This window comes from Ketobacter sp. (assembly GCF_003671495.1).
GTDB lineage: Bacteria > Pseudomonadota > Gammaproteobacteria > Pseudomonadales > Ketobacteraceae > Ketobacter.
Genome location: NZ_RCHN01000043.1, coordinates 162,530 through 183,935 on the forward strand (window position 1 = coordinate 162,530; position 21,406 = coordinate 183,935).

The following is a 21,406-nucleotide window of genomic DNA, read 5'->3' on the forward strand; positions in this document are numbered from 1 at the left end:
GCGGCCGATTAATGGAATTCGCGTTGCACGCCGCCCATGGGCTTGGCTTCATAATGACGCAACAGGAAGTTGAGATTCTGGGCCAGACTGGAGCGCAGGTCGTACGGCATAACCAGTTGCGAGATGGAACCCAGGCTCAAGGCCTCTTTCGGGTTCATCAGGGCTTTTTCGTATTTCTGGTTATACATGGCTTCCTGCTGCTTGACCCACTCGGCCACTTCCACCTGAGCCTGCTCTTTGGCCTGGGCTTCGGTGCCGCCGGCGGCCAGCAACTGGGTAGTGCGCTCGGCAATTTTGCCTTTCACCGCTGCCCGCACCGCCGCCAGCTCTTTCTTGTAAACGAACTCTTTACCGGCGTTACCCATTACCGCCAGGCGGGTGGTGGGCAGAGCCAGCACCACGTCCGCACCGGTGGCGTAGCTGTTGAAGGCCGCGTAGGCGCCACCGAAGGCGTTGCGCACGATCAGCAGGATGCGGGGCGTACGCAGGTCGATGATGGAGTCCAGCATGGCGCGTCCGGCCTGTACGATACCGTTGCGTTCCTGGTCGGTACCGGGCAGGAAGCCGGTGGTGTCTTCGATGAAGACAACGGGGATGTTATAGACGTTACAGAAGCGGATGAAACGGGCGTTCTTGTAAGACGCCGCGATATCAATCTGGCCGGAGGCCACCGCACTGTTGTTGGCCACGATGCCCACCACGTTGCCACCCATCCGGCCGAAGGCGCAGATGGTGTTCTGGGCACGGTCGGGTTGGAATTCAGTGTAGTCGCCGTGATCGCAGATCTGCTGGATCAGGATGCGGATATCAATGGGGGTGTTGTAACCGGAAGGTGAGTTGAAGGCCTTCTTGAACAGGATGTCCGCGTCCCAGGTTTTACGGTCCAGGGGATCGGAGGTTTCCAGGTAGGGCGCCATGGAGCTGTTGTTGTCCGGGAAGTAGCGCAGCAGTTCTTTGGCCTTGCGCAGGGCAGACACTTCGTCGGGCACCACAAAATCGGTGACACCGGACTGGCCGTGAACACCGGGGCCACCCAGCTCGTCAGCGGTCACGTCTTCGCCCAGCACCGATTTCACAACGCCGGGGCCGGTCAGACCGTAGAAGGTATCCTGGGGCTGGATCATGAAGCTGCCCTGACGGGGCAGGTAGGCACCACCACCGGCGTTATAGCCGAACATGCACATGATGCTGGGCACCACACCGCTGATTTTGCGCAGGGCGGTGAAGGCTTCGGCGTATCCGTCCAGGCCACCCACACCGGCCGGTACGAAGGCACCGGCGGAGTCGTTCATGCCGATCAGGGGAATGCCCCGCTCACCGGCCATTTTGATCAGGCTGGCCAGCTTGCGGCCGTTGGTGGCGTCCATGGAGCCGGCGCGGACGGTGAAGTCATGGCCGTACAGGGCCACATCACGACCGTCGATGTTGACGATGGCGGTGACGATGGAGGCACCGTCCAGGTTCTTGCCCCAGTTCTGGTACAGCACGATGGGATCTTTGTCGGTGAGGACTCGAATCCGTTCCCACACAGTCATCCGTTTTTTCAGATGCTGCTTCTCAATGGCTTTGACCCCGGCAGCGGTCTCGGGACGCTGCATGATCTCCCAGCCTTCTTTCAGGGATTCTTCATAGATACCGGGTTCCCGGGCAATCTCGCCGGGAATTTTGAATTCTTTGGTTTCCGGTTCGTGAAAGGGGTTTTCCAATGATGGAACAAGCTTCTTCTGTATTCCCATGCTGTTACACGCTCTTTGGTTGAATCGCTGGAACTGTTGGCGGCTTTTCAGCTGTCTTGGGCGAGGGATCACCTCAAGCCAAAACCGGGATAGCAGAAAAACCTATTTAAGATCAGCGAGTTGTGTGCCGATATTAAAAATCTGTATCTTGAGGGTGCTGCATTATTCAATCGTGCGACCGCTGAGTCAATCACCTTAACGCTCATTCACATTGATGAAAAACAACACGGATGTCACTGGACATGCGAAATGGAGGCTGCTCAATACCCTATTGAATTTACGGGCATTTTACGTCACCCCAAGCCCCCCCAAGGACAAAAAGGGCCGCCATTATCCCACAGTTAACCGCCATTTTCAGCTTTGGATTTTCGCCGCCCGAAGCCCCATAATCCGCGCCATGAATGTGATCCTGATCCACCCCCGGGAGTGGGGACAAAATACCGCAAGCGGCCGCCTGGTGATCGCTGACCGGCGCCATCATCATCTCGTTTCGGTGATCAAACCCAAGCCCGGGGAATGGCTGCGGGTGGGGTTGCTGGGGGGGCCGCTGGGCATGGCCCGAGTGGTGACGCTGGACACCAACAGCGTGACCCTGGATATCACCCTGGACACCCCGCCTCCACCGCCGCTGCCGGTCACCTTGCTGCTGGCCCTGCCGCGCCCCAAAGTGCTACGTCGCACCCTGCAGGCGTGTACCACCCTGGGGGTGAAAGAAATCTTTCTGATCAACAGTTTCCGGGTGGAAAAGAGCTATTGGCAGACACCGTTCCTGCAGCAACAGGCGCTGCAGGAAACCTTGCTGCTGGGGCTGGAACAGGCCCGGGACAGCGTGTTACCCCAGGTGCATCTGCGGCAGCGTTTCAAGCCGTTTGTGGAGGACGAACTGCCGGCACTGGTGACGGGCAAACCGGCCTGGCTTGCCCACCCCACGGCGGACGCCGGCCCCTGCCCCAGCGGGGTCACCGCCCCCTGTCTGTTGGCGGTGGGCCCGGAGGGGGGCTTTATACCCTATGAAGTGGAACAGCTGCAGCGGGCGGGGTTTGCATGCATCAGCCTGGGGCCCAGAATCCTGAAGGTGGAGACTGCGGTGCCGGCCCTGTTGGGGAAACTTTTTCTGTAACAATTTTTTAGCGGGAGCCGGTTCAAGCGGCCCGGCTCACACCGTATCTTATACCTTAAAGGCACCCAGGATGCTTTTCAGCTGGCTGGCCTCCAGGGCCATTGCCTCGCTGGCCTGGGCGGTGGCTTCCGCCTGTCGGGTGGCCTGATCGCCGGAATCCCGGATGTCGTGGATGTTCTGGTCGATTTCATGGGCCACCTGGGCCTGCTGATTGACCGACAGCGCAATCTGGCTGGTCATCTCCACCACGCTGGCCAGGTCCTGCCGGATTTCATCGAACACCGCCCCTACCGCCCGGGAATCCTCCACCGTGCCCGCGGCCACCTCACTGCTGTGGGCCATGGCGCCCACCGCCTGCTCGATCTTTTTCAGGAAGTTGTCGATGATGGCTTCGATATTGCCGGTGGAATCCTGGGTGCGCTGGGACAGGGAACGCACTTCATCGGCCACCACTGCAAAGCCCCGCCCCTGTTCACCGGCGCGGGCAGCCTCAATGGCCGCATTCAGGGCCAACAGGTTGGTCTGGGCCGCAATGGATTTGATCTCATCAATCACCTGGGCGATCTTCTGGCTGTCCTGGGCCAACTCGTTGATGGTGGTGCTGGTCAGCCCGATGTCCTCAGACAGCGAGTTCACCTGACGCAGGGTCTCCCCCACCTGCTCACTGCCACGACGGGCCTTGTCACTGGTGGAAGCCACCAGATCCTCCGCCCGCTTGGAATAGTCCGCCACCCCTTGCACGGTGTTGGTCAATTCACTGATGGCCGCCGCCACCTGTTGGGTGCGCTGGGTTTGCGCCGCCATGCCGGAACTGCTGTCCCGGGAATAGCCTTTCACGTTCTGCGCCAGCTCGGTGACCTGGTCGGCACTGGCGGATACATGGGTCACCAGCTCCCGCACCCGCTCGGTACTGAGGTTGAAGCGCATGATGAGGCGGCCCATCTCATCATTACTGCGTTGCTCCAGGCGCACGGTCATGTCCCCTTCCGCCATCCGCGCCGCTGCACCGCGCACCTGCTCGATGGCATCATTGAGGGACACATAAAAGGCGCTGTAGGCATAGGCGGTGATCAGCAACAACGCCACCAACGCCACCACAATCCGCACTGTACCGGCCCACAGGGCGCGTTTTTTGTCTTCAATTTTGAGTTCGGCTCCGGTCAGCAGTAGCTGACTGAACACCTGTTGCTGCTGGATGAATTGGGTCAGCTGCTCGAAGTACTCGCGCCAGCCCAGCTCAAAGGTGGTGGCCAGCAGGACATTCTCATCCACAAAACGCCGCTCCGCCTGCAGCACCTGCTCCAGGTTGGCCAATTCCGCCTCCAGCGTCGAGCCGGCCGCGCCGGGCAGCGCGTTGGCGAAGGTCAGCGGAAACTCCTGGCGGAACAGGTCCAGGTTACCCAGGGCTTTTTCCAGGGCCTCCAGGGTGTAACCATCCAGATAGGTGTAGGTCAGGCCATAGGCGCCGATGGCGCGCAGCCGGCTGTTGATGTCATTCAATCGGGCCAGGTGCCGGGTCAGCAGGTCCAGCATGCCCAGCACACTTTTGTCGCTTTCCAGGTTCAAGCCGCTGGTCTCAAACACGGTTTTGATCAGGGTCTGCAGCTTACCGGTTGGGCCAGCCATGGCCAGATAGGTGAATTCCGGCCCCTCCTCGTTGTTGACACCCACCGCCGCCAGACCCGCGGCTTCCCGGCGAATCTCACTGAGCCGGGCGCGGAAGTCCGCATCCTCGGCCAGCGGGCCCGGACGCTCAAGTAACTGGTCAATGGCGTTCAACGCCTGTTCTGTCACCTTGTTCTCCAGGGACCGCACAGCCGCTTCGCGATGGATGTTCGACACCACCCGCAGATCCCGCTGCTGCTCCAGCAGTCGTTTCACCGCCAGCATTTCGCCGATCAGTGCCAAGCCGTCCTGCTCACGCTCCGCATTATGAATTTCGATCAGGGAATCCCGCACCATCATGCCGCTGAAGGTCATCAGGGGTACGTAGAACAGCAAGCTGATGAGGATGAATTTCTTGGCGAAACTGACCCGTGAGATCAGGGCAATACCCGGAGCCAACAGTGCGTGCATCAAACTACCTCAACTGTCTTTTGGAAAGTGTGACCATTTCAGTATAGACAGACAGGCCAGATTGACAGGCCGGCAAATACTTACGATGGCCGCGACGGCATGGTCTATCCTTTAACCCAGGGACGACAACAGCGGAGTATCCATCATGGATCTGAAAGAAAGCCTGGACATAGCGGAAAGCCTGCGGCGCCAGGCGCGGAAGGCGGTTTCCAAGTTCCAGTCAGAGCTGGACCTGAAAGGCGGGCTGGTGGACGCCATGCGCACCTACGGCGAAAGCGCACTCTATGGCCGCATCATGCTGGAACACCTGGAACTCATCTTCAACATGCTGGAGCAGGAAGATACGCAACAGGCTGAACAGGATCTGGCCCGCTACCTGAGTGAGCGCACCGAATTCCTCACCGGGATGAAGCCCTGGGTCCCCAGTTCCACCGACATCATGGATAACCTGCTGAATATGGTGAACGCCACCGTCATCGCTGACCTGATCGAGGCCTTCAAAGAGTAAGGCCTCGCCTGCCCCGGGGCCAGGGCCCCTGCTTTCTGCAATAAATTGTTTCACACCGTCACACTAATTTCCGTTATCCTCCTTCTCAAGACCAAATCTTGTAAAAACCGGCCACAATGGCTGGCTTTTAGGACAAGTTAGACGACTTTGACGTCCAATTTGCCCCTGACTAACAACAAAAACAGACACAAGCAGAGCCAATAAGAGTCAATCAGACTGACCATGTTGCTGAAGACCAAATTCTATGCCCCCCCAATCCGGGCTGGTGCCATACCCCGGCAGCGGCTGTTGCAGCGCCTTGGCCAACCGGCGCCCGGGCGCATGACGCTGATCCACGCCCCCGCTGGATACGGCAAAACCACCCTGGCCAAACAATGGCTGGATCAGCTGGACTGCCCCCATTCCTGGCTGTCCCTGGATCACCAGGATAACGACCCCCAGCGCTTCTGGCGTTACGTGGGCTTTGCCCTGGAGCGACCGTTACCGCCGGGGGAACTGACAGCGGCCCCCGAAGACCACATCGTGCACCTGATCAACCACTGGCAGGACCAGTCCGCCAGCGGGCGGCCGCTGCATGTGCTGGTGCTGGACGACTTTCACTGCATTCAGGATGAAACCGTGCTGGGCCAGGTAAGCTGGTTTCTGGACCGCCTGCCCGCCGGATTACACGTGGTGATCACCGCCCGCAACCAGCCATCGATTCACATCCCGCGACGCCGGGTGCAGCAGCAGGTGACCGAGGTGAAGGCCCAGGAGCTGTGTTTCCAATCCACAGAGACACGCCAGTTTCTGGAGAACACGTTAAGCCTGCAATTGGACACCCACAGCATCGACCTGCTGCACAATCAAACCGAGGGCTGGGCGGCAGCCCTGCAGCTGGCGGGGTTGAGCCTCAAAGGCGGGGAGCAGGCCACCGAGCCGTTGCTGGAACGAAAACACAACCAGTCCATGATGGATTACCTGGCGGAAGAGGTACTGGCCGGACAGCCGGAGCCCATCCAGCAGTTTCTGCTGCACGTCACCCAGCTGCGCCGCTTCAGCCTGCCCCTGTGCGAACAGGCCCTGGCGGAGCTCCCGGAATGCCCGGTGAAGGACAGCCTGGAGCACCTGATCAAACACAACCTGTTTTTGATTCCCCTGGATGCCACCGGCACCTGGTTCCGGTTTCACGACCTGTTCAGGGAAAACATCCAGAACCTGGCGCGGCAACTGATCCCGGAATCCCTCACCCTGTTTCCGCGTCAGGCCGCTCAGTGGTACGTGCAGGCCGGGGACGAGGAAGAAGCCATTGTGTGCCTGTTGCAGGCCCAGCTGTGGGATGAGGCCGCTGATCTGATCGAAACCCTGGGGGTGTCCCGCATGCTGGCGGGCAAAAACGAATCCCTCAACTGGTGGCTGAACCGGTTGCCGGTTGCGGTGGTGACCCAGCGCCCCAAACTGGCCCTGACCAAGGCCTGGACATTGTTCTGCACCGAGCGGGTGCTGGAGGCCGAGCCCTATCTGGATCAGGCGGACCGTTCCCTGCAGGGCCGGGACCAGGAAGCCCTGCGCATGCAGATATTTCTGTTTCGGGCCCACATCGCCCGCTTCCGCGGCCAGCACGAGGAAGCCACCCGCTGGTCCGAGCTGGCCATGGAGCATTCCACCGACAAGCACCAGCAGCTCAACGCGGTGACCCTGTTCGCCATGGGGCTGGAACAGTTCCAGAGCGGTCAACAGCAATCCGCCCGCGCTTACCTGGAGCAATCCATGGAAGCGTCCTACAGCGAGGAAAACTACTTCTGCGGGCTGTCGGTATCGGTCTTGCTCTCCCATGTGTATTTCCAGTGTGGCTTGACCCACAAGGCGCTGGCCACCCTGAACCAGGTCCGGCACTGGATACAAACCAACGGGGAGTGTGAGGACCAACTGGACCGCTGGCAGAACATCATGTATTTCACGATTTACCGTGAGACCCGGCAGCTGGACCAAGCCAAGCAGGCCATCGAACCGTTGCTGCAGCACCAGCAGGAAGGGGCCGAAAACGGTCACAGCGCCCTGATCAACCTTATGCAGGCGGTACTGAAGGCCACCCAGGGCCAATGGGATGAAGCCCTGGCGTTGACCCGCTCCGCCGCCAGCCAGATGGCGCAGGATCAAAGCCACTGGTCCGCCATGTCCCCCAATGCTGGCATGATTGAAGCCAGCATCATGCTGCAGCAAGGCAAACTGGAAGAGGCCCTGGCCTGGTGCCGCCGCAATGAGAAAAGGCTGCGGGAAAACCGGCGCTACACCAACGAGGAAGACCGCATTGTACTGGCCCGCTGCCTGGCGCTGGATCACCGGAAAGAGGCGGCACTGGAAGAACTGAACCTGGTGCTGGAAACGGCCACCCGCCACGGCCGCCTGATCAACCGGGTGCGGGCGTTATTGACCATGGCCATGGTGCACTGCCGCTACGACGAGGTGGACCTGGCGGCGGACGCCCTGCACTGCGCGATTCAATGGGCCGATTCCGCCGGCTACTACCAGATGCTGTTCGATGGGCGCGGGTTTCTGCAACCTGCCCTGCAACGACTGCAGGCCCGCGGCCACAGTGGCTGGTGGGAAAAGGCACTGCTCAAACAACGGGACGCCACCCTGGTGAACCTGCCGGAACAGCTCACCAGCCGCGAGCTGGAAGTGCTGAACCTGATCGCCGTGGGCCACCGCAACCAGGCCATTGCCGACACCCTGCACATTGCCCTCACCACCACCAAGGCCCACATCCGCCATATCTATGAAAAGATGTCGGTCACCAGCCGCACCCAGGCGGTGGCCCGGGGCCGCGAACTGGGCCTGATCAGTTAAGACCGGAGACCTGAGCAGCAAGGTCCGTTACAGAATATAGGGAATCACTGCGCGGCGGTCTTTGGGGTAATCGGTGAAGGTTTCCCGATACCAACGGTGATTCGCCAACGCCCGCGGCACCAGGTTGGCCATGGTGAACACTACAAAGGAAAGGCCCGCCAGCGACCAACTGGCCAGGGCAAAACCACTCCAGGTGATGATCTCCCCTAAATAATTGGGCATGGACACCCAGCGGAAACCGAATCCATAGGGAATCTGGTATTCACCGGGACGCTGCTGCCGCAATGCCTGCAGCATGTGATCGGATTTTTTATTCAGGTAATAACCAAAGCCGAACAACCCCACCCCGATTACGAAGCGTGGATCACTCAACCAGTCCCGGTTCAGATGGGTTCCATAGTGGGTAATGTAGGTGCCATTCAGATAGCCGTTGATGCCGCAATACAGGGCCCCCAGGGCGATCACCAGCACCGTGGTGCGGGCCCCGGGCTTCACTTTGATCTGGAACGGGTAGATAAAAGACCGGTGCAGGTAATGCAGCTGCCACAGCACCAGCAGAATCATGGGCGCCAGTTCAAAGGCCCGGGCTCCGCTGAAGTAGCAATACAAGAACACCAGACTGGCGGGGGATTCCATCAGCACCCAACCCAGCCGCACCGGAATGGTGGGCCCCCAGCCGCTGCTCTGATGGCGACCATAGGGCGCATTGACGAACAACAGCACCAGCACCGTCAGCAGGGCACTGGCGAAGACGCCGATCAACAGACTGTTAAAAACCAGGTCGTCGGTCATGATCGGGATGCCCGCAGCAGCAACAGGGCGATCAGGGTGAACACCACAAACTCCGCAATGGGCAACGCCAGCAGTTGCTGGAACGGTCCGTGGGGAAACAGGGTAGTGCCCAAGCGCATCAGGGCCAGCATCAACATGCCCAGGGCCGATGCCCGCAGCAATTGCCGGCGGCTGATGCCCTGCCCCGCACAGGTCGCAGCCACCAGCGAGCCCCAGACAAAGAACGCCGCCCCCGCCGTGGCCAGACTGTAGAAAATCATACCCGGCTCAATCAATCCGGCCAGCTTCAGGGCCGCCTCTGACTGAAACCACTGCGGCCTGGGCAGATACAACAGATAGACTCCCCACAGGCTCAAGCCCAGCAGCTTCAGCACCAGGGCAAACAGCCGCAGCGCGGGCGATGCCGGGGATGCTGAGGCTGCAATGTCAGCGCCGTCGGTGGCGGTCGAGAACGCGCTCGTCATATCAGGCTTCCAGCGCCGTGTTCGCTTCGTGCTCGGTGCCGTCGGCAATCACCGGCTGCGCCAGCTTCTGCTCTGGAATCGGGTTGAACGCATCCACACTGTAGGTCTTCTTCTCGTTCCAGGTATCCGGCACCTCCGCGATGTCCACATAAAACTGGTTATACCACTGCCGCAGTTTGTGGATCGGGCCATCGCCATCACACAACACCGGGTTATCCACCCGCACTTTGGTATGCCAGAACTGGACATCTTCAAAAAACGCCTGCTGGGTCAGCTCCACATAACCCCGCACCATGGCATCGGAATCCGCCTGACTCATGCCGGGAAACAGTTTCACCATGACCCCAAAGCGCAGGTCGAAGCTTTCGGTGGAGGTGGGAATGTGGCTCACCAGCAGTTTGGAATGCACCGGAACGCCGTTCATCTCCCCGCTCATCTCGGTGATCATGTAGGCGGGGCCGTAATAGGTGGCGGTGGTGGTGAGGATGGAATCGCCAGCCAGGCGTGGACTCTTGCCTTCCATGTGCTGCACACACATGTGCCGGTGGAAGGTGTTCTCAAACTTGAGGGCGGCGGACGCGTGCACCGGGCCGAAGTGGGCCTTGTCCGCCATGTTGTCCACCAGCTCACGGCAGTTGGTTTCGATGGGAATCAGGACCACCTCCCAGTCCGACCATTCACCATTGCCGTATTCCTCGATCACCGGCGGCAGCTGGTCTGCGATGGGCAGGTTGTGTTCCGGGTCGTGATAGACGTAGGCCAGGCCGTTGCGCTCCAGCACTGGCCAGGGTTTGATGCAGGCTTTGGCGGGAATCTTCTTGGCATAGGGAATATCGTCGCAGACGCCATCTTCACCCCAGCGCCAGGCGTGCATGGCGCAGCGCAGGGAGTTGCCCTCCACATAGCCCTGGGACAGATCCGCACCCATGTGGGGGCAGTAGCCATCCAGTACGATCAACTGGTCATCCTGACCCCGATAAGCCACCAGCTTGCTGCCGAAGTAATTCAGCGCCACCGGCTGTCGGGAATAGTCCGCGGCCTTACCCAGGCAATACCAGCCGCGGGCATAACGTTCTTCCACCGGCGCGGCCTCAATTTTCGCGTACTTGCTCATGTTGCTCTCCTCTATGCTTTCCCCTGGCCACGCTTCAGGGCGCAGTCCGGGGCGCTGTTCTTATTGTGATATGCACGACTCAGTTGCCACTATAACGGGAAACTCAGTCTGAGTATACACTGTATACTCAGATACCGAAACATCCCTGGGGACCTAACGCTATCAATGACCTTGTATTTTTGCAAGCATAATGCAAATATACTCCCAAAATAACAAAGCAATGACCATCCGACCAGTGAGGTTCGACCATGACCGATGCCGCCCACATGAAGCAAGCCGTTGAAAATTATATGAAAGCTGTAAGCACCGTGGACCTGGACATGATCCGTGAGATCTACGCGGACAACGCCACCGTGGAAGACCCGGTGGGCACGCCTCCCCACGAGGGCATTGAGGCCATCGTGACATTCTACGGCGCCATGAAAGGCATGGGCGTGCAGCTGCAACTGACCGGCAATGTACGCTGCACCGGCAACGCCGCCGCGTTCCCGTTCCAGGCCAAAGTGGGGCCGATCACCATGGAGATCATCGACGTGTTCGAGTTCAATGACCAGGGCAAAGTGGTGTCCATGCGGGCCTACTGGGGGCCGGAAAACCGTTTCTGATCCGAACATCACTTAGACCAAAGGCTGTTGCCCACTTTCAGAAACCTTCTAAACTGAATCTTTAAATGGATTATTTTGGTTGAGTTTGGATATGAATATGTGGCAAAACCTGAGCATCCAGTGGAAGCTGGCCATTCCCATCGGCGTGATTTCAGTGCTGCTGGTCTTGCTGACCTTCAACAAGGTCAGCACCATGCGTGCGATTACTTCCGATTTCAATTCCATCCAGGAGAACTATTTCCCGGCGCTGGACATGACCCTGAACGCCGACCGGGATCTGTATCAGGCCCAGATCGCTGAACGCACCATTGCCATGGGCGGCTTCGATGCCGCGGTGTTCAAATCCTTCGAAGAGAATGTGGACCAGGTGGCCGACCGCCTGACCCGGGTCAAGGAACTGGATATCCACGAGCCGGTCAAGGGCCTGGTCAACGAGTTCCTCTCCAGTTTCCGCCGCTGGGAAAGCAGCTCCCGCAGCATGATGGAGAAAGTGAAAAACAACGGCATGTCCACTGCCGATGCCGCCCGCCTGAGCAAAGGCGGGCTGGCAGATCAGTTTGAAGCCTCCCGCGACATTCTGGACAAAATCGGCGAGAACCTCTCTGCCACGTCCACCGAACTGGCAAACACCGTGAACGAGAACAGCCAGAGCTCCATTCAGGCGTCCCTGATTCTTAACGGCATCGTGATCCTGATTGCGCTGGCGGTGGCGATCTTTCTGCCCAGGGCCATCATCAAAGCGATTTCGCGGCTGCAACGGGCACTGTCTGAAATTGCCTCCGGCAAGGGTGACCTGACCGCCCGCGTGGAATCCATGGGCAACGATGAACTGGGCACCATCAGCACCACCTTCAATACGTTCCTGACCTCCATGGAAACCCTGGTGCTGCGCATCACCCAAAGCGCCAAGGGCGTGAGCCACTCTTCCGCCACACTCGACCAAACCATGTATGAAAACGCCCAGTCCATCGACGAGCTGGCCTCCTCCATCGAGGTGGTGGCCTCCGCCTTGACGGAAATGGCCGCCGCCATCACTGAGGTTTCCAGCAACACCCAGGAAGTCTCCAGCGAAACCAACCACGCGGACCGGGAGGCGCAGAACGTCGCCAAGATCTTCAAAGGCGCCATCCAGGACATCGGCGCGCTCTCCGATCATGTGGACGTTTCGGTGGAAGCCATCAAGCGCCTGGAAGGTGAAGCCTCGGCCATCGCCTCGGTGGTGGATGTGATTCAGGGCATTGCAGAGCAGACCAACCTGCTGGCCCTGAACGCCGCCATTGAAGCGGCCCGGGCCGGAGACCAGGGCCGCGGCTTTGCGGTGGTGGCCGATGAGGTGCGCACCCTGGCCAGCAAAACCCAGGAAAGCACCGAGCACATCAACAACATGATCAACAAGCTGCAGACCGGGGTGAACGATGTGGTGAGCGCCATGGATACGGTGAAACAGAATGCAGCGTCCACGGTGGACACGGCCATCAACGCGGAATCCTCACTCAACGATGTGGCCCACAACCTGACCACCATCAGTGGCCGTGCCATTCAGGTAGCCGCCGCGGTGGAAGAGCAGTCCTCGGTGGTGGAAGACATCACCAAGCACATTGATATGATCAACGCCCATGCCTGTGAGCTGTCCCAGCGGGCGGAAACCATCGGCAGCGCCAGCGCCGAATTGAAACAGGAATCCACCGCCCTGATGGAGCAGGTGGGGAACTTCAAAGTCAGTTAGGACAGCACTTTTCGACCCCGAAAAAAACCGCAGGTGGCGTTTCAACCCTGCGGTTTTTTTTATGGGGTCCGTGCCAGACTCAGCTCGGTATTACATGGCCGAACGCGCACCACCATCAATGAAGATATCCTCCCCACTGATGTAACTGGCTTCGCTAGAGCCCAGGAACGCCACCAGCGCCGCCACTTCCTCCGGCTGTCCCTGACGGCTCAGGGGGTGCAAGTTGGCCAGCAGACGCTTGTTGATGTTCTCCGGGAAGCGGATGTTTTTCACCAGCGGAGTGGCAATGCCACCGGGACAGACCACGTTGGCACGAATGCCATCGGCTTCGAACTCCTGTGCCATGCATTTGGTGATGGCGGCCACCGCAGCCTTGGAGGCACAGTAGGCGGTCTGGTAGGCGGTCATCACCTTGGCGTTCAATGAGGCAAAGTTGATGATGTTGCCCTTGGTTCTACGCAGGTGGGGAATGGCCTCGCGGCAGATGATGAAGGTGCTGTTGAGGTTGATGTTCATGATGCGGTTGAAGATCTCGGCGGTGAGTTCTTCCAGGTGATAGAAGCCGGCAATGCCGGCGGCGTTCACCACCACGTCGATCTGGCCGAAGGTGTCCACCGCGCTTTGTACCAGCGCTTTGCAGGAGGCTTCCTCCATGGCGTTGAAGGTCACCGCCCGGCACACACCACCGGCGGCATCGATCTCGGCCGCGGTGGCCTGGTTGCCTGCTTCGTTCACATCCCCCAGCACCACTTTGGCGCCTTCGGCGGCCAGGCGGATGGCGGCGGCTTTCCCCATGCCGGAGGCGGTGCCGGTCACCAGGGCGACTTTGTCTTGGTATCGTTTCATTGTTGTTTTACTCCCAATATCGGGTTACGCAAAGTATTCAGTTTCGGCGCTGAGCAGGCGGGGGCTGTGGACACGCTACAAGCACATCCCTGTGCGCTCCTCAGCGGCCGTCCATGGCCGCTGACGGTCCACACCCCCCGCCTGCTCAGCGCCTTGTGCCTACATCAGGTTTCGGAGTCAGATACAATTCAAACCGTCTCACACCGCATAGCCACCGTCCACAAACAGCAATTGTCCGGTGACGTATTTGGAGCGGTTGGAGGCGAAAAACGCGGCCGCCTCCGCAATGTCCTCGGGCTGGCCGAAATGCTTGATGGGTAAGGTGGCCAGCACGGCTTCTTTCCAGGCGGCATCAAACACCCCTTCGGCTTCCAGGCGTTTGAAAATGCCGGTTTCGATCACCCCCACCGCCACACTGTTGGCGCGGATGCCGTGCACGCCCTCTTCCTTCGCCAGGTATTGTACCAGGGCTTCGTTGGCCGCCTTGGGGGCTACCGAGAGCACGTCCCGCGGTGGTGTGCGGCCCAGGCCGGCGGAAGAAATGTGCACCAGTGAGCCTCCGCCATGGCTGCGAAAATGAGGGATGATGTTTTTCACGATGCGGAAAAATCCGTTCAGGTCCCCTTCGATGACCTCTTCCCACTGGGCATCGGTCACCTCCGCCAGAAACGGCTGCTTGATGTCGGAGCCGGCGGCCACCACCACGCTGTGCAAGCGGCCGTGACGCTCTGCCGCCTCATGAATGGCGGCCTGAATCTGCTCCTTGCTGGCGATGTCCACCGCATGGATGGTGCACTTCACTCCCAGCTCGGCAATGGTGGCGGCGGCCTGTTCCGCCCGGGCGTTATTGGAGCGATAAGTGATGGCCACATCACTGCCGCCCTGGGCAATGCGGGTGGCAATGGCCGCGCCGATGCCGCCGCTGCCGCCGAACACCAGACTGGCACCTTGATCGAATTCCGCCGCTAGAGTCATTTCCATTTCCTCATGATGATTAGGTTAAGCTTGTACCGCGCGCTTAGCGGGCTCAGCAGTCTGACTGTGGGTACGACTGATCAGGGCCACATCCTGCTGCCGGGCCGCATGCCTGGCCGCCAGATAGCCGAAGGTCATGGCCGGACCCAGGGTGGCACCGGCACCGGGGTATTTGCTGCCCATCACCGAGGCGGCGGAGTTGCCGATCACATACAGCCCCGGGATCACCTCACCGGCTTGGTCCACAGCGCAGCCGTTCACATCGGTGAGCACACCGCCCTTGGTGCCGATGTCGCCGGGATGGATTGGCAGCGCATAGAACGGCGCTTCTGCAATGGGTGCAATGCAGGGGTTGGGGGCGGTGCGGGCATCCCCGTAGTAGCGATCGTAATAGCTCTCCCCCCGCTGGAATTCCGGGTCCTTGCCGGTGCGGGCGTATTCATTGTTCTTGCGCACCGTGTCCTGCAGGCCGTTGGCATCCACACCAATTTTCTTGGCCAGCGCCTCAATACTGTCGGCTTTCACCAGCACGTCCCACACCCGCTTGGCGATGCGGCTGTCCGGCATTGAGTAACCCGGAGGAATCGGCCCAAAGGGAAATTTCTTGCGGAAGGTGGCGTCGAACACCACGTACGACGGGAAGGTGGAGGCCTCCGCGCTGTTCTGGGTATAGAACGCCTGCCCGGATTCCAGATAAGGCGCGGCCTCGTTCTGGAAACGCTTACCCGCCTGGTTGACGATGACCAACCCGGGGAGAGAGCGCTCGGCAAAAATCACGTAGGGGCGATCCCACTTGGGAATCTTTACCGACGGCGCCCACCAGGCGTGTTCCATCAGATCGGTTTGGGCACCGATGTGCATGGCGGCGCGGATGCCGTCACCGGTGTTGTTGGTCTGGGAGCCACTCCAGTCGGGGTTGGTGGGCTTAGGCAGATACTGCTGGCGCATCTCCAGGTTGTGCTCAAAGCCACCGGCACCGATCACCACCCCTTTACGGGCCCGAATGCGCAGGGTTTTACCGTCTTTTTTCACCACTGCACCCAACACCACACCACGGTCTTCAATCAGGGATTCCAGTGGTGAGTTCAACCAGAGCTCAATCCCCTTGTCCAGCATGGTCCAGCGCAGGCGCCCGATCAGGGCGTTGCCCATGGTCAGCCGGCGGGAGCGCTTGCCCTGCAAACGGCCCGGGATATCCAGGTAATAGCGCAGGGCCATCATCACCGCCGTGAACATCCAGCCCTTGGCCTGGGTGAGGAACGCGCGGCCTTCTTTCATGGTCATGGTGAGCTTGCCCGCCACCAGCACCTGGGGCGGCGGTTCGCGCAATTGCAGAAAATGCTGCTTGAGGTGTTTGGCACTGACCGGCAGCGGCTGGTGAGTACGATGTCCTTCCTTGCCACCGGGCATTTCCGGGTAGTAATCGGAATAGGGCACGGATTCAAACGCCACCCGGGTGTGACGGGCCAGGTACTGGAGCATCTCCGGCGCCTGCTCCACATAGGTCCGCAGACGCGCCTCCGACACCTCATCACCAATCACTGCCTTGAGGTAGGTAAACGCCTCCTGGGCCGAATCCTGTGCCCCCTGGGCCCGGGCATAATGACTGTTGGGAATCCAGATGCCGCCGCCGGACATGGCCGAGGTGCCGCCGTACTGGTCGCTTTTCTCCACCACCAGTACCCGTTTGCAACCTTCGTTCGCGGCCACCACCGCCGCGGTCAATGCCCCGGCGCCGGAACCCACCACCAGCAGGTCCACTTCCTCATCAAATGGACCCTGATCCTGTACAGTTTGGGGTACGGCTGCCATGGGCGTTTACCTCTGCGTTATGCTTGGAATGGTGCTGTTTTTATTATCTCCGTTGCGGCCATTATAAGATTTCGGATGATTTATGCAATAATATTGCAAATTAATTGTATATTTGGTTTGCTATACCCATACAACCCATAACAACAAACAGGAAGCGCGCCATGCAACCGGATGCAGTCAGCTATTTGAAAGGCCCAGCCCAACAACCGTTACTGGAAGAAACCATCGGCCAGTGCCTGTCCCGCATTGCCCGACAGTTCCCGGAGCGGGAGGCACTGGTGGTGAGACACCAGGGTATCCGCTGGACCTATGCGGAATACCTGCGGGAAATCAATGGCCTGGCCAGCGGGCTGCTGAACCTGGGGGTAAAACCGGGGGATCGGGTGGGGATCTGGTCACCGAACCGAGTGGAGTGGTGCCTGACCCAGTTTGCCACCGCCAAAATCGGCGCCATCATGGTGTGCATCAATCCGGCCTATCGGCTGTATGAACTGGAATACGCCTTGAACAAAGTAGCCTGCAACGTGGTGATTGCGGCGGAGAGTTTCAAAACCAGCCGTTACCTGGACATGCTCAACCAGCTGGCACCGGAGCTGGAACAAAGCGCACCTGGCCAGTTGCAGGCGGCCCGGCTGCCCCATCTGCACACGGTCATCCGCATGGGGGATGCCTCCACTCCCGGTATGTTCAATTTCCAGCAGGTGTGCTCCATGGGCACCGAATCCGACCATGCCCGCCTGCAGGCCCTGAGCCAGCAACTGCAACCCCAGGATGCCATCAACATCCAGTTCACCAGCGGCACCACCGGCAATCCCAAAGGGGCCACCCTCACCCACTACAATATTCTGAATAACGGCTATCAGGTGGGCCAGGGCATGCACCTGACCGAGCAGGACCGGCTGTGCATTCCAGTGCCCCTTTATCACTGCTTCGGTATGGTGATGGGCAACCTGGCCTGCCTCACCCACGGTGCCACCGCAGTGTTCCCCAGCGATGCCTTTGATCCCCAGGCGGTGCTGGAAACGGTGGCGGCGGAACGCTGCACCGCCCTCCATGGCGTGCCCACCATGTTCATCGCCGAACTGGATTACCCTGAATTCGACCGCTTTGACCTGTCATCCCTGCGCACCGGCGTGATGGCAGGCAGCCCCTGCCCGGCGGAGGTGATGCGCAAGGTCATCGCCCGCATGCACATGCAGGACGTCACCATCATGTACGGCCAAACCGAAACCAGCCCGGTGAACCACATGACCGCCATCGACGCGCCCCTGGACAAGCGCTGCGAAACCGTGGGCAAGGTGGGGCCTCACCAGGAAGTGAAAATCGTCGATGCCGAAGGCCATACTGTTCCCCTGGGTGAAAAAGGGGAGCTGTGCTGCCGGGGCTATTCCGTGATGCAGGGCTATTGGGGCGATCCCGACAAAACCGCCGAGACCATCGACCCGGAACACTGGCTGCACTCGGGGGATCTGGCGGTGATGGATGCGGAGGGCTATGTGCAGATCGTGGGCCGCATCAAGGACATGATCATCCGCGGCGGCGAAAACGTGTATCCCCGGGAGGTGGAGGAGTTTCTCTACACCCATCCGGACATCCAGGATGTGCAGGTGTTCGGCATTCCCGACGCCAAATACGGTGAGGAGGTCTGTGCCTGGGTGAAAGCCCGCCCCGGCAGCCAGTTGACTGAGCAGGCCATCAAAGCATTCTGCCAGGACAGCATCACCCACTTCAAAGTACCCCGCCATATTCGCTTTGTGGAGGAATACCCCATGACGGTGACCGGCAAGATCCAGAAATTCAAGATGCGGGAGAGCATGGTGGCCGAACTGGAACAGCAGGCGCAACACCGGCAGCCCGCCTGATGCCGAACCGAGCCCGCAGACAGTTTTTGCAGATAATTTGCAAAATTGGCTACAATAGCCGGGCTTAATGTGGTTACACGCCACCCGATTTGATTCCAGACACAGGATTATTCATGAGCGCCACCAAGACCAACACCTTTATGCAAGCGGGCTCACGGGGCAAATCCCGCCGTGGCCGCACCCCTTCAATCGACATGGAGAAGATTGAAAACGCAGTCAGGGAAGTGGGCGCAAGAATGGATGACATCTCCATGAAGGACGTGGCGGATTTTCTCGGGGTGAATGTAACAACCCTGTATCGCCATGTGGGCGGCATTGACGGCCTGCGTCGCATTCGCGCCTCCCTCTCCCGCAGCGATCTGCCGGCCCTGCCCGCACCCCAGGGGCACACCTGGAAAAGCTGGCTGAAGGTACTGGCGGACTATTATCGCGGTGCCCTGCTACAGCACCCGGATCTGCTGGACTTTGTGCAGGCCGCCCTGGACCCGGACTTCCTCAACCTGGAACAGGAAGCCAGTATCCTGGTGGATTTTGGCTTTGAGCCCCGCGCCGCCCTGCTGGCCCACAGTTTTCTGATCACCACCATCACCGGCTATGTGCAGCAGGAACTGCAGACCATTGAAGAGGCCCGCAGTGGATACGCGCCCTACTACAGCCGCCTGTTCCAGAACCTGGACGCCCATCCCGACCGCCTGCCCACCCTGAGCCAGGTCAACCTGAGCCAGCGGGATCTGGACCGGGATGTCAATTTCAAATCCATCATTCATTACGCCATCGCCGGCATTGCCTGTCAGAAGGGTGCTCCCAGCGATCCGGAAAAAATGTTGTAAACTGTGCCCTTTTCCGGATTCGACGCTTGCGCTGATCGAACCCTTCGCTTTAGACCGTTTGCCTTAGAGGCCTGCAACCCAATGGCTGCCAACAGTAATCGAAAAAGTGCCTTGTCCCAGGACAAGATCATCAATGCCGCCTATAAACTGGCGAAGAAAGACCCGGTCAACGCCATGAGCATGCGCAAAATCGCCACCGTGCTGAAGGTGACCCCCATGGCCATCTACAAGTACTTTGATGACAAGAATGAGCTGACCGCGGCCGTCATCGACAAGCACATGCTGGAGAGCCGCCTGGTGCCGGACGAGGTGGACCCCAAAGACTGGCGCACCTGGATTCGCACCTCGTTCCTGCGCATGTGGGATGCCCTGGCGGAAGCCCCCAATATGATCCGCTACATGACCCAGGCCACCAGCTTCGGTCCGGCGGTATTGCGCTGGCAAAACGAAACCCTGGGGGTGTTTGTGAACGCCGGCCTGAGCCCCAAGCAGGCCCTCACCGCCCATGCGGCGCTCTCGGAACTGGCCACAGGCAGCAACATTCTGATCCCGGTGCGGGAACGGGGGGTAGAGACCGTGTTCCCCAGTGTCTGGCGTGCCATCAAGAACGGCACCACTCCGGATCTGGAGGACATCGCCAAGGCCCAGTCCACAGTGGAGGAATATCCCTGGCTGTTGATGTGCGGCCAGGCCATGATGGAGGACATGCAGGACAGCCGACGGGCCTTCTGCAACGAGATGGATCTGATCCTGGACAGCCTGACGGTGCAGATCCGGGACAACGCAAAACGCCAATAACGAAAACCCAGCCTGATGCAGGTCGTTCAGGCGCAATGTCTGACTCAAGCCCTTTCGGATCTTTGGGATAAGACTCTGGTGGAACCCGTGTATGAAAACGGCAAATGCACACCTGCAACGCTGCTTTAGCCCGGCCCGGCTGAATGGCCTGGAACTGAAAAACCGGCTGCTCAAGGCCGGCACCTTTGAAGGCATGTCCCCCGGCGGGGTGCCTTCCCAACGCCTGAGCGACTTCCACCGCAGGATAGCCCAGGGTGGTATCGCCATGACCACCCTGGGTTATTGTGCTGTCACCAATGACGGGCGCCTGAACGAAAACATGCTTTATATGCACGACGGCCTGCGCCCCGCATTGACGGAGCTGATTCAGCAGTTGCATGCACTGGACACCAAGGTCAGCGGGCAGATGGGCTTCGGTGGGGGCTTCTCCAAAAACCGCCAGCTGGAGCGCAAACGCCCCCTGGGGCCCAGCTTCGGCATCAACTTGCTGGGGGTGGCCCAGGGCATGCTGTTCTGCGACGCCATGAGCCTGAACGACATCAAAGCCCTGATCAAATCCTACCAGCGTGCCGCTGCCTTTATGAAGTCTGTGGGGTTTGACTGCCTGGAAATTCATTTTGGTCACGGCTATGGCTTGTGCCAGTTCATGAGCCCGAAAACCAATCGGCGCACGGATGATTACGGCGGCAGTCTGCTGAACCGGATGCGCCTGCCCCTGCAGGTGTTGGAGGCGGTGCGCTCTACTGTGGGGGAGAGCTTCCCTATCATCGGTAAAATCAGCCTCACCGAGGGGGTGTCGGGCGGCCTGGACTATGACGATGCGGTGGAGATAGCCCGCCTGCTAGACAGTGCCGGCATCGATGGCATCATCACCAGCGGCGGCACCAGCACCATGAACCCCATGATCATGTTCCGCGGTGACAGCTTTCTGCCACCCATGCTGAAGGCGGAACCCAACCCCTTGATGCGGATGATGCTGCGGTTATCCGGCCCGTTTATTTTCAAGTCCTATCCTTACGAGGAACTGTACTTTCTGGAGCAGGCCAAGCGCATCCGCGAGGCGGTGCAATGCAACCTGATCTATGTGGGTGGAGCCAGCAGCAACGACAGTTTTGCCCGCCTGATGCAGGAGGGCTTTGACTTTATTCAACTGGGTCGCACGTTGCTGAGTGACCCTGACCTGCCACAGCAAGCCCAGAGCTCTGAGCACTATGCAAGCCGATGCGTGCATTGCAATGAGTGTGTGGCCACCATTGAGCACCCCGCAGGCATTCATTGCCCGCGCTTTGGTTGACTGAACAAAATCCGCTCAT

The 21,406-nt window shown here is 59.6% G+C and carries 17 protein-coding genes; 9 read left to right on the forward strand and 8 right to left on the reverse strand.

What is annotated here, in order from left to right:
* Positions 1-8 precede the first annotated feature (8 nt).
* Positions 9-1,736 carry an acyl-CoA carboxylase subunit beta gene (locus D9N14_RS19855; RefSeq protein WP_290583036.1) on the reverse strand — a complete coding sequence of 576 codons (1,728 nt, stop codon included), beginning with the start codon at positions 1,734-1,736 and terminating at the stop codon, positions 9-11.
* A 397-nt stretch (positions 1,737-2,133) separates the two neighbouring features.
* Here D9N14_RS19855 and D9N14_RS19860 point away from each other — a divergent pair, with 397 nt between their 5' ends.
* Complete coding sequence (locus D9N14_RS19860) at positions 2,134-2,856, forward strand: 16S rRNA (uracil(1498)-N(3))-methyltransferase (RefSeq protein ID WP_290583038.1); 723 nt, start codon at positions 2,134-2,136, stop codon at positions 2,854-2,856.
* Between the two features lie 48 nt (positions 2,857-2,904).
* On the opposite strand, the gene D9N14_RS19865 is transcribed toward D9N14_RS19860, so the two are convergent.
* Positions 2,905-4,932: a methyl-accepting chemotaxis protein gene (locus tag D9N14_RS19865; protein WP_290583040.1), complete on the reverse strand. Its 2,028-nt coding sequence runs from the start codon at positions 4,930-4,932 to the stop codon at positions 2,905-2,907.
* Between the two features lie 145 nt (positions 4,933-5,077).
* Here D9N14_RS19865 and D9N14_RS19870 point away from each other — a divergent pair, with 145 nt between their 5' ends.
* Both D9N14_RS19870 and D9N14_RS19875 read left to right on the forward strand, forming a co-directional pair.
* Positions 5,078-5,440, forward strand: a complete 363-nt coding sequence (locus D9N14_RS19870; protein WP_290583042.1) for a hypothetical protein — start codon at positions 5,078-5,080, stop codon at positions 5,438-5,440.
* A gap of 222 nt (positions 5,441-5,662) precedes the next feature.
* Positions 5,663-8,269, forward strand: coding sequence for a LuxR C-terminal-related transcriptional regulator (locus D9N14_RS19875; RefSeq protein WP_290583044.1), 2,607 nt, complete (start codon positions 5,663-5,665; stop codon positions 8,267-8,269).
* A 27-nt stretch (positions 8,270-8,296) separates the two neighbouring features.
* On the opposite strand, the gene D9N14_RS19880 is transcribed toward D9N14_RS19875, so the two are convergent.
* Genes D9N14_RS19880 through D9N14_RS19890 form a run of 3 tightly spaced genes read right to left on the reverse strand, consistent with a single transcriptional unit; the run spans position 8,297 to position 10,639 of the window.
* On the reverse strand, positions 8,297-9,061 hold the full coding sequence (locus D9N14_RS19880) for a methyltransferase (RefSeq protein ID WP_290583046.1): 765 nt from the start codon (positions 9,059-9,061) through the stop codon (positions 8,297-8,299).
* Complete coding sequence (locus tag D9N14_RS19885; protein ID WP_290583048.1) at positions 9,058-9,525, reverse strand: hypothetical protein; 468 nt, start codon at positions 9,523-9,525, stop codon at positions 9,058-9,060. The genes D9N14_RS19880 and D9N14_RS19885 overlap by 4 nt, the downstream gene beginning before the upstream one ends.
* Before the next feature lies 1 nt (position 9,526).
* On the reverse strand, positions 9,527-10,639 hold the full coding sequence (locus D9N14_RS19890) for a Rieske 2Fe-2S domain-containing protein (RefSeq protein ID WP_290583050.1): 1,113 nt from the start codon (positions 10,637-10,639) through the stop codon (positions 9,527-9,529).
* A 248-nt stretch (positions 10,640-10,887) separates the two neighbouring features.
* On the opposite strand from D9N14_RS19890, the gene D9N14_RS19895 reads away from it, so the two are divergent.
* Together D9N14_RS19895 and D9N14_RS19900 are read left to right on the forward strand one after the other, a co-directional pair.
* On the forward strand, positions 10,888-11,244 hold the full coding sequence (locus D9N14_RS19895; protein ID WP_290583052.1) for a nuclear transport factor 2 family protein: 357 nt from the start codon (positions 10,888-10,890) through the stop codon (positions 11,242-11,244).
* Between the two features lie 91 nt (positions 11,245-11,335).
* A complete protein-coding gene (locus D9N14_RS19900) occupies positions 11,336-12,970 on the forward strand; it encodes a methyl-accepting chemotaxis protein (protein ID WP_290583054.1) in 1,635 nt (544 codons plus the stop codon).
* A 90-nt stretch (positions 12,971-13,060) separates the two neighbouring features.
* Here the strand turns inward: D9N14_RS19900 and D9N14_RS19905 are convergent, their stop codons facing one another.
* The 3 genes from D9N14_RS19905 to D9N14_RS19915 all read right to left on the reverse strand — a co-directional run bounded on the left by D9N14_RS19905 (position 13,061) and on the right by D9N14_RS19915 (position 16,603).
* Entirely contained in the window at positions 13,061-13,816 is a 756-nt protein-coding gene (locus D9N14_RS19905; RefSeq protein ID WP_290583056.1) for an SDR family NAD(P)-dependent oxidoreductase, read from the reverse strand.
* A gap of 198 nt (positions 13,817-14,014) precedes the next feature.
* Positions 14,015-14,791, reverse strand: a complete 777-nt coding sequence (locus D9N14_RS19910) for an SDR family NAD(P)-dependent oxidoreductase (protein ID WP_290583058.1) — start codon at positions 14,789-14,791, stop codon at positions 14,015-14,017.
* A gap of 24 nt (positions 14,792-14,815) precedes the next feature.
* Positions 14,816-16,603 carry an FAD-binding protein gene (locus D9N14_RS19915; protein WP_290583060.1) on the reverse strand — a complete coding sequence of 596 codons (1,788 nt, stop codon included), beginning with the start codon at positions 16,601-16,603 and terminating at the stop codon, positions 14,816-14,818.
* Between the two features lie 161 nt (positions 16,604-16,764).
* Here D9N14_RS19915 and D9N14_RS19920 point away from each other — a divergent pair, with 161 nt between their 5' ends.
* The 4 genes from D9N14_RS19920 (at position 16,765) to D9N14_RS19935 (ending at position 21,387) form a co-directional block, all read left to right on the forward strand.
* Complete coding sequence (locus tag D9N14_RS19920; protein WP_290583062.1) at positions 16,765-18,465, forward strand: AMP-binding protein; 1,701 nt, start codon at positions 16,765-16,767, stop codon at positions 18,463-18,465.
* A gap of 113 nt (positions 18,466-18,578) precedes the next feature.
* A complete protein-coding gene (locus D9N14_RS19925; RefSeq protein ID WP_290583064.1) occupies positions 18,579-19,295 on the forward strand; it encodes a TetR/AcrR family transcriptional regulator C-terminal domain-containing protein in 717 nt (238 codons plus the stop codon).
* An 81-nt stretch (positions 19,296-19,376) separates the two neighbouring features.
* A complete protein-coding gene (locus tag D9N14_RS19930) occupies positions 19,377-20,093 on the forward strand; it encodes a TetR/AcrR family transcriptional regulator (RefSeq protein ID WP_290583066.1) in 717 nt (238 codons plus the stop codon).
* Positions 20,094-20,184: 91 nt separating this feature from the next.
* The gene (locus tag D9N14_RS19935; RefSeq protein WP_290583067.1) at positions 20,185-21,387 is read left to right on the forward strand and encodes an NADH:flavin oxidoreductase; all 1,203 of its coding nucleotides are present in this window, start codon (positions 20,185-20,187) and stop codon (positions 21,385-21,387) included.
* Positions 21,388-21,406 lie beyond the last annotated feature (19 nt).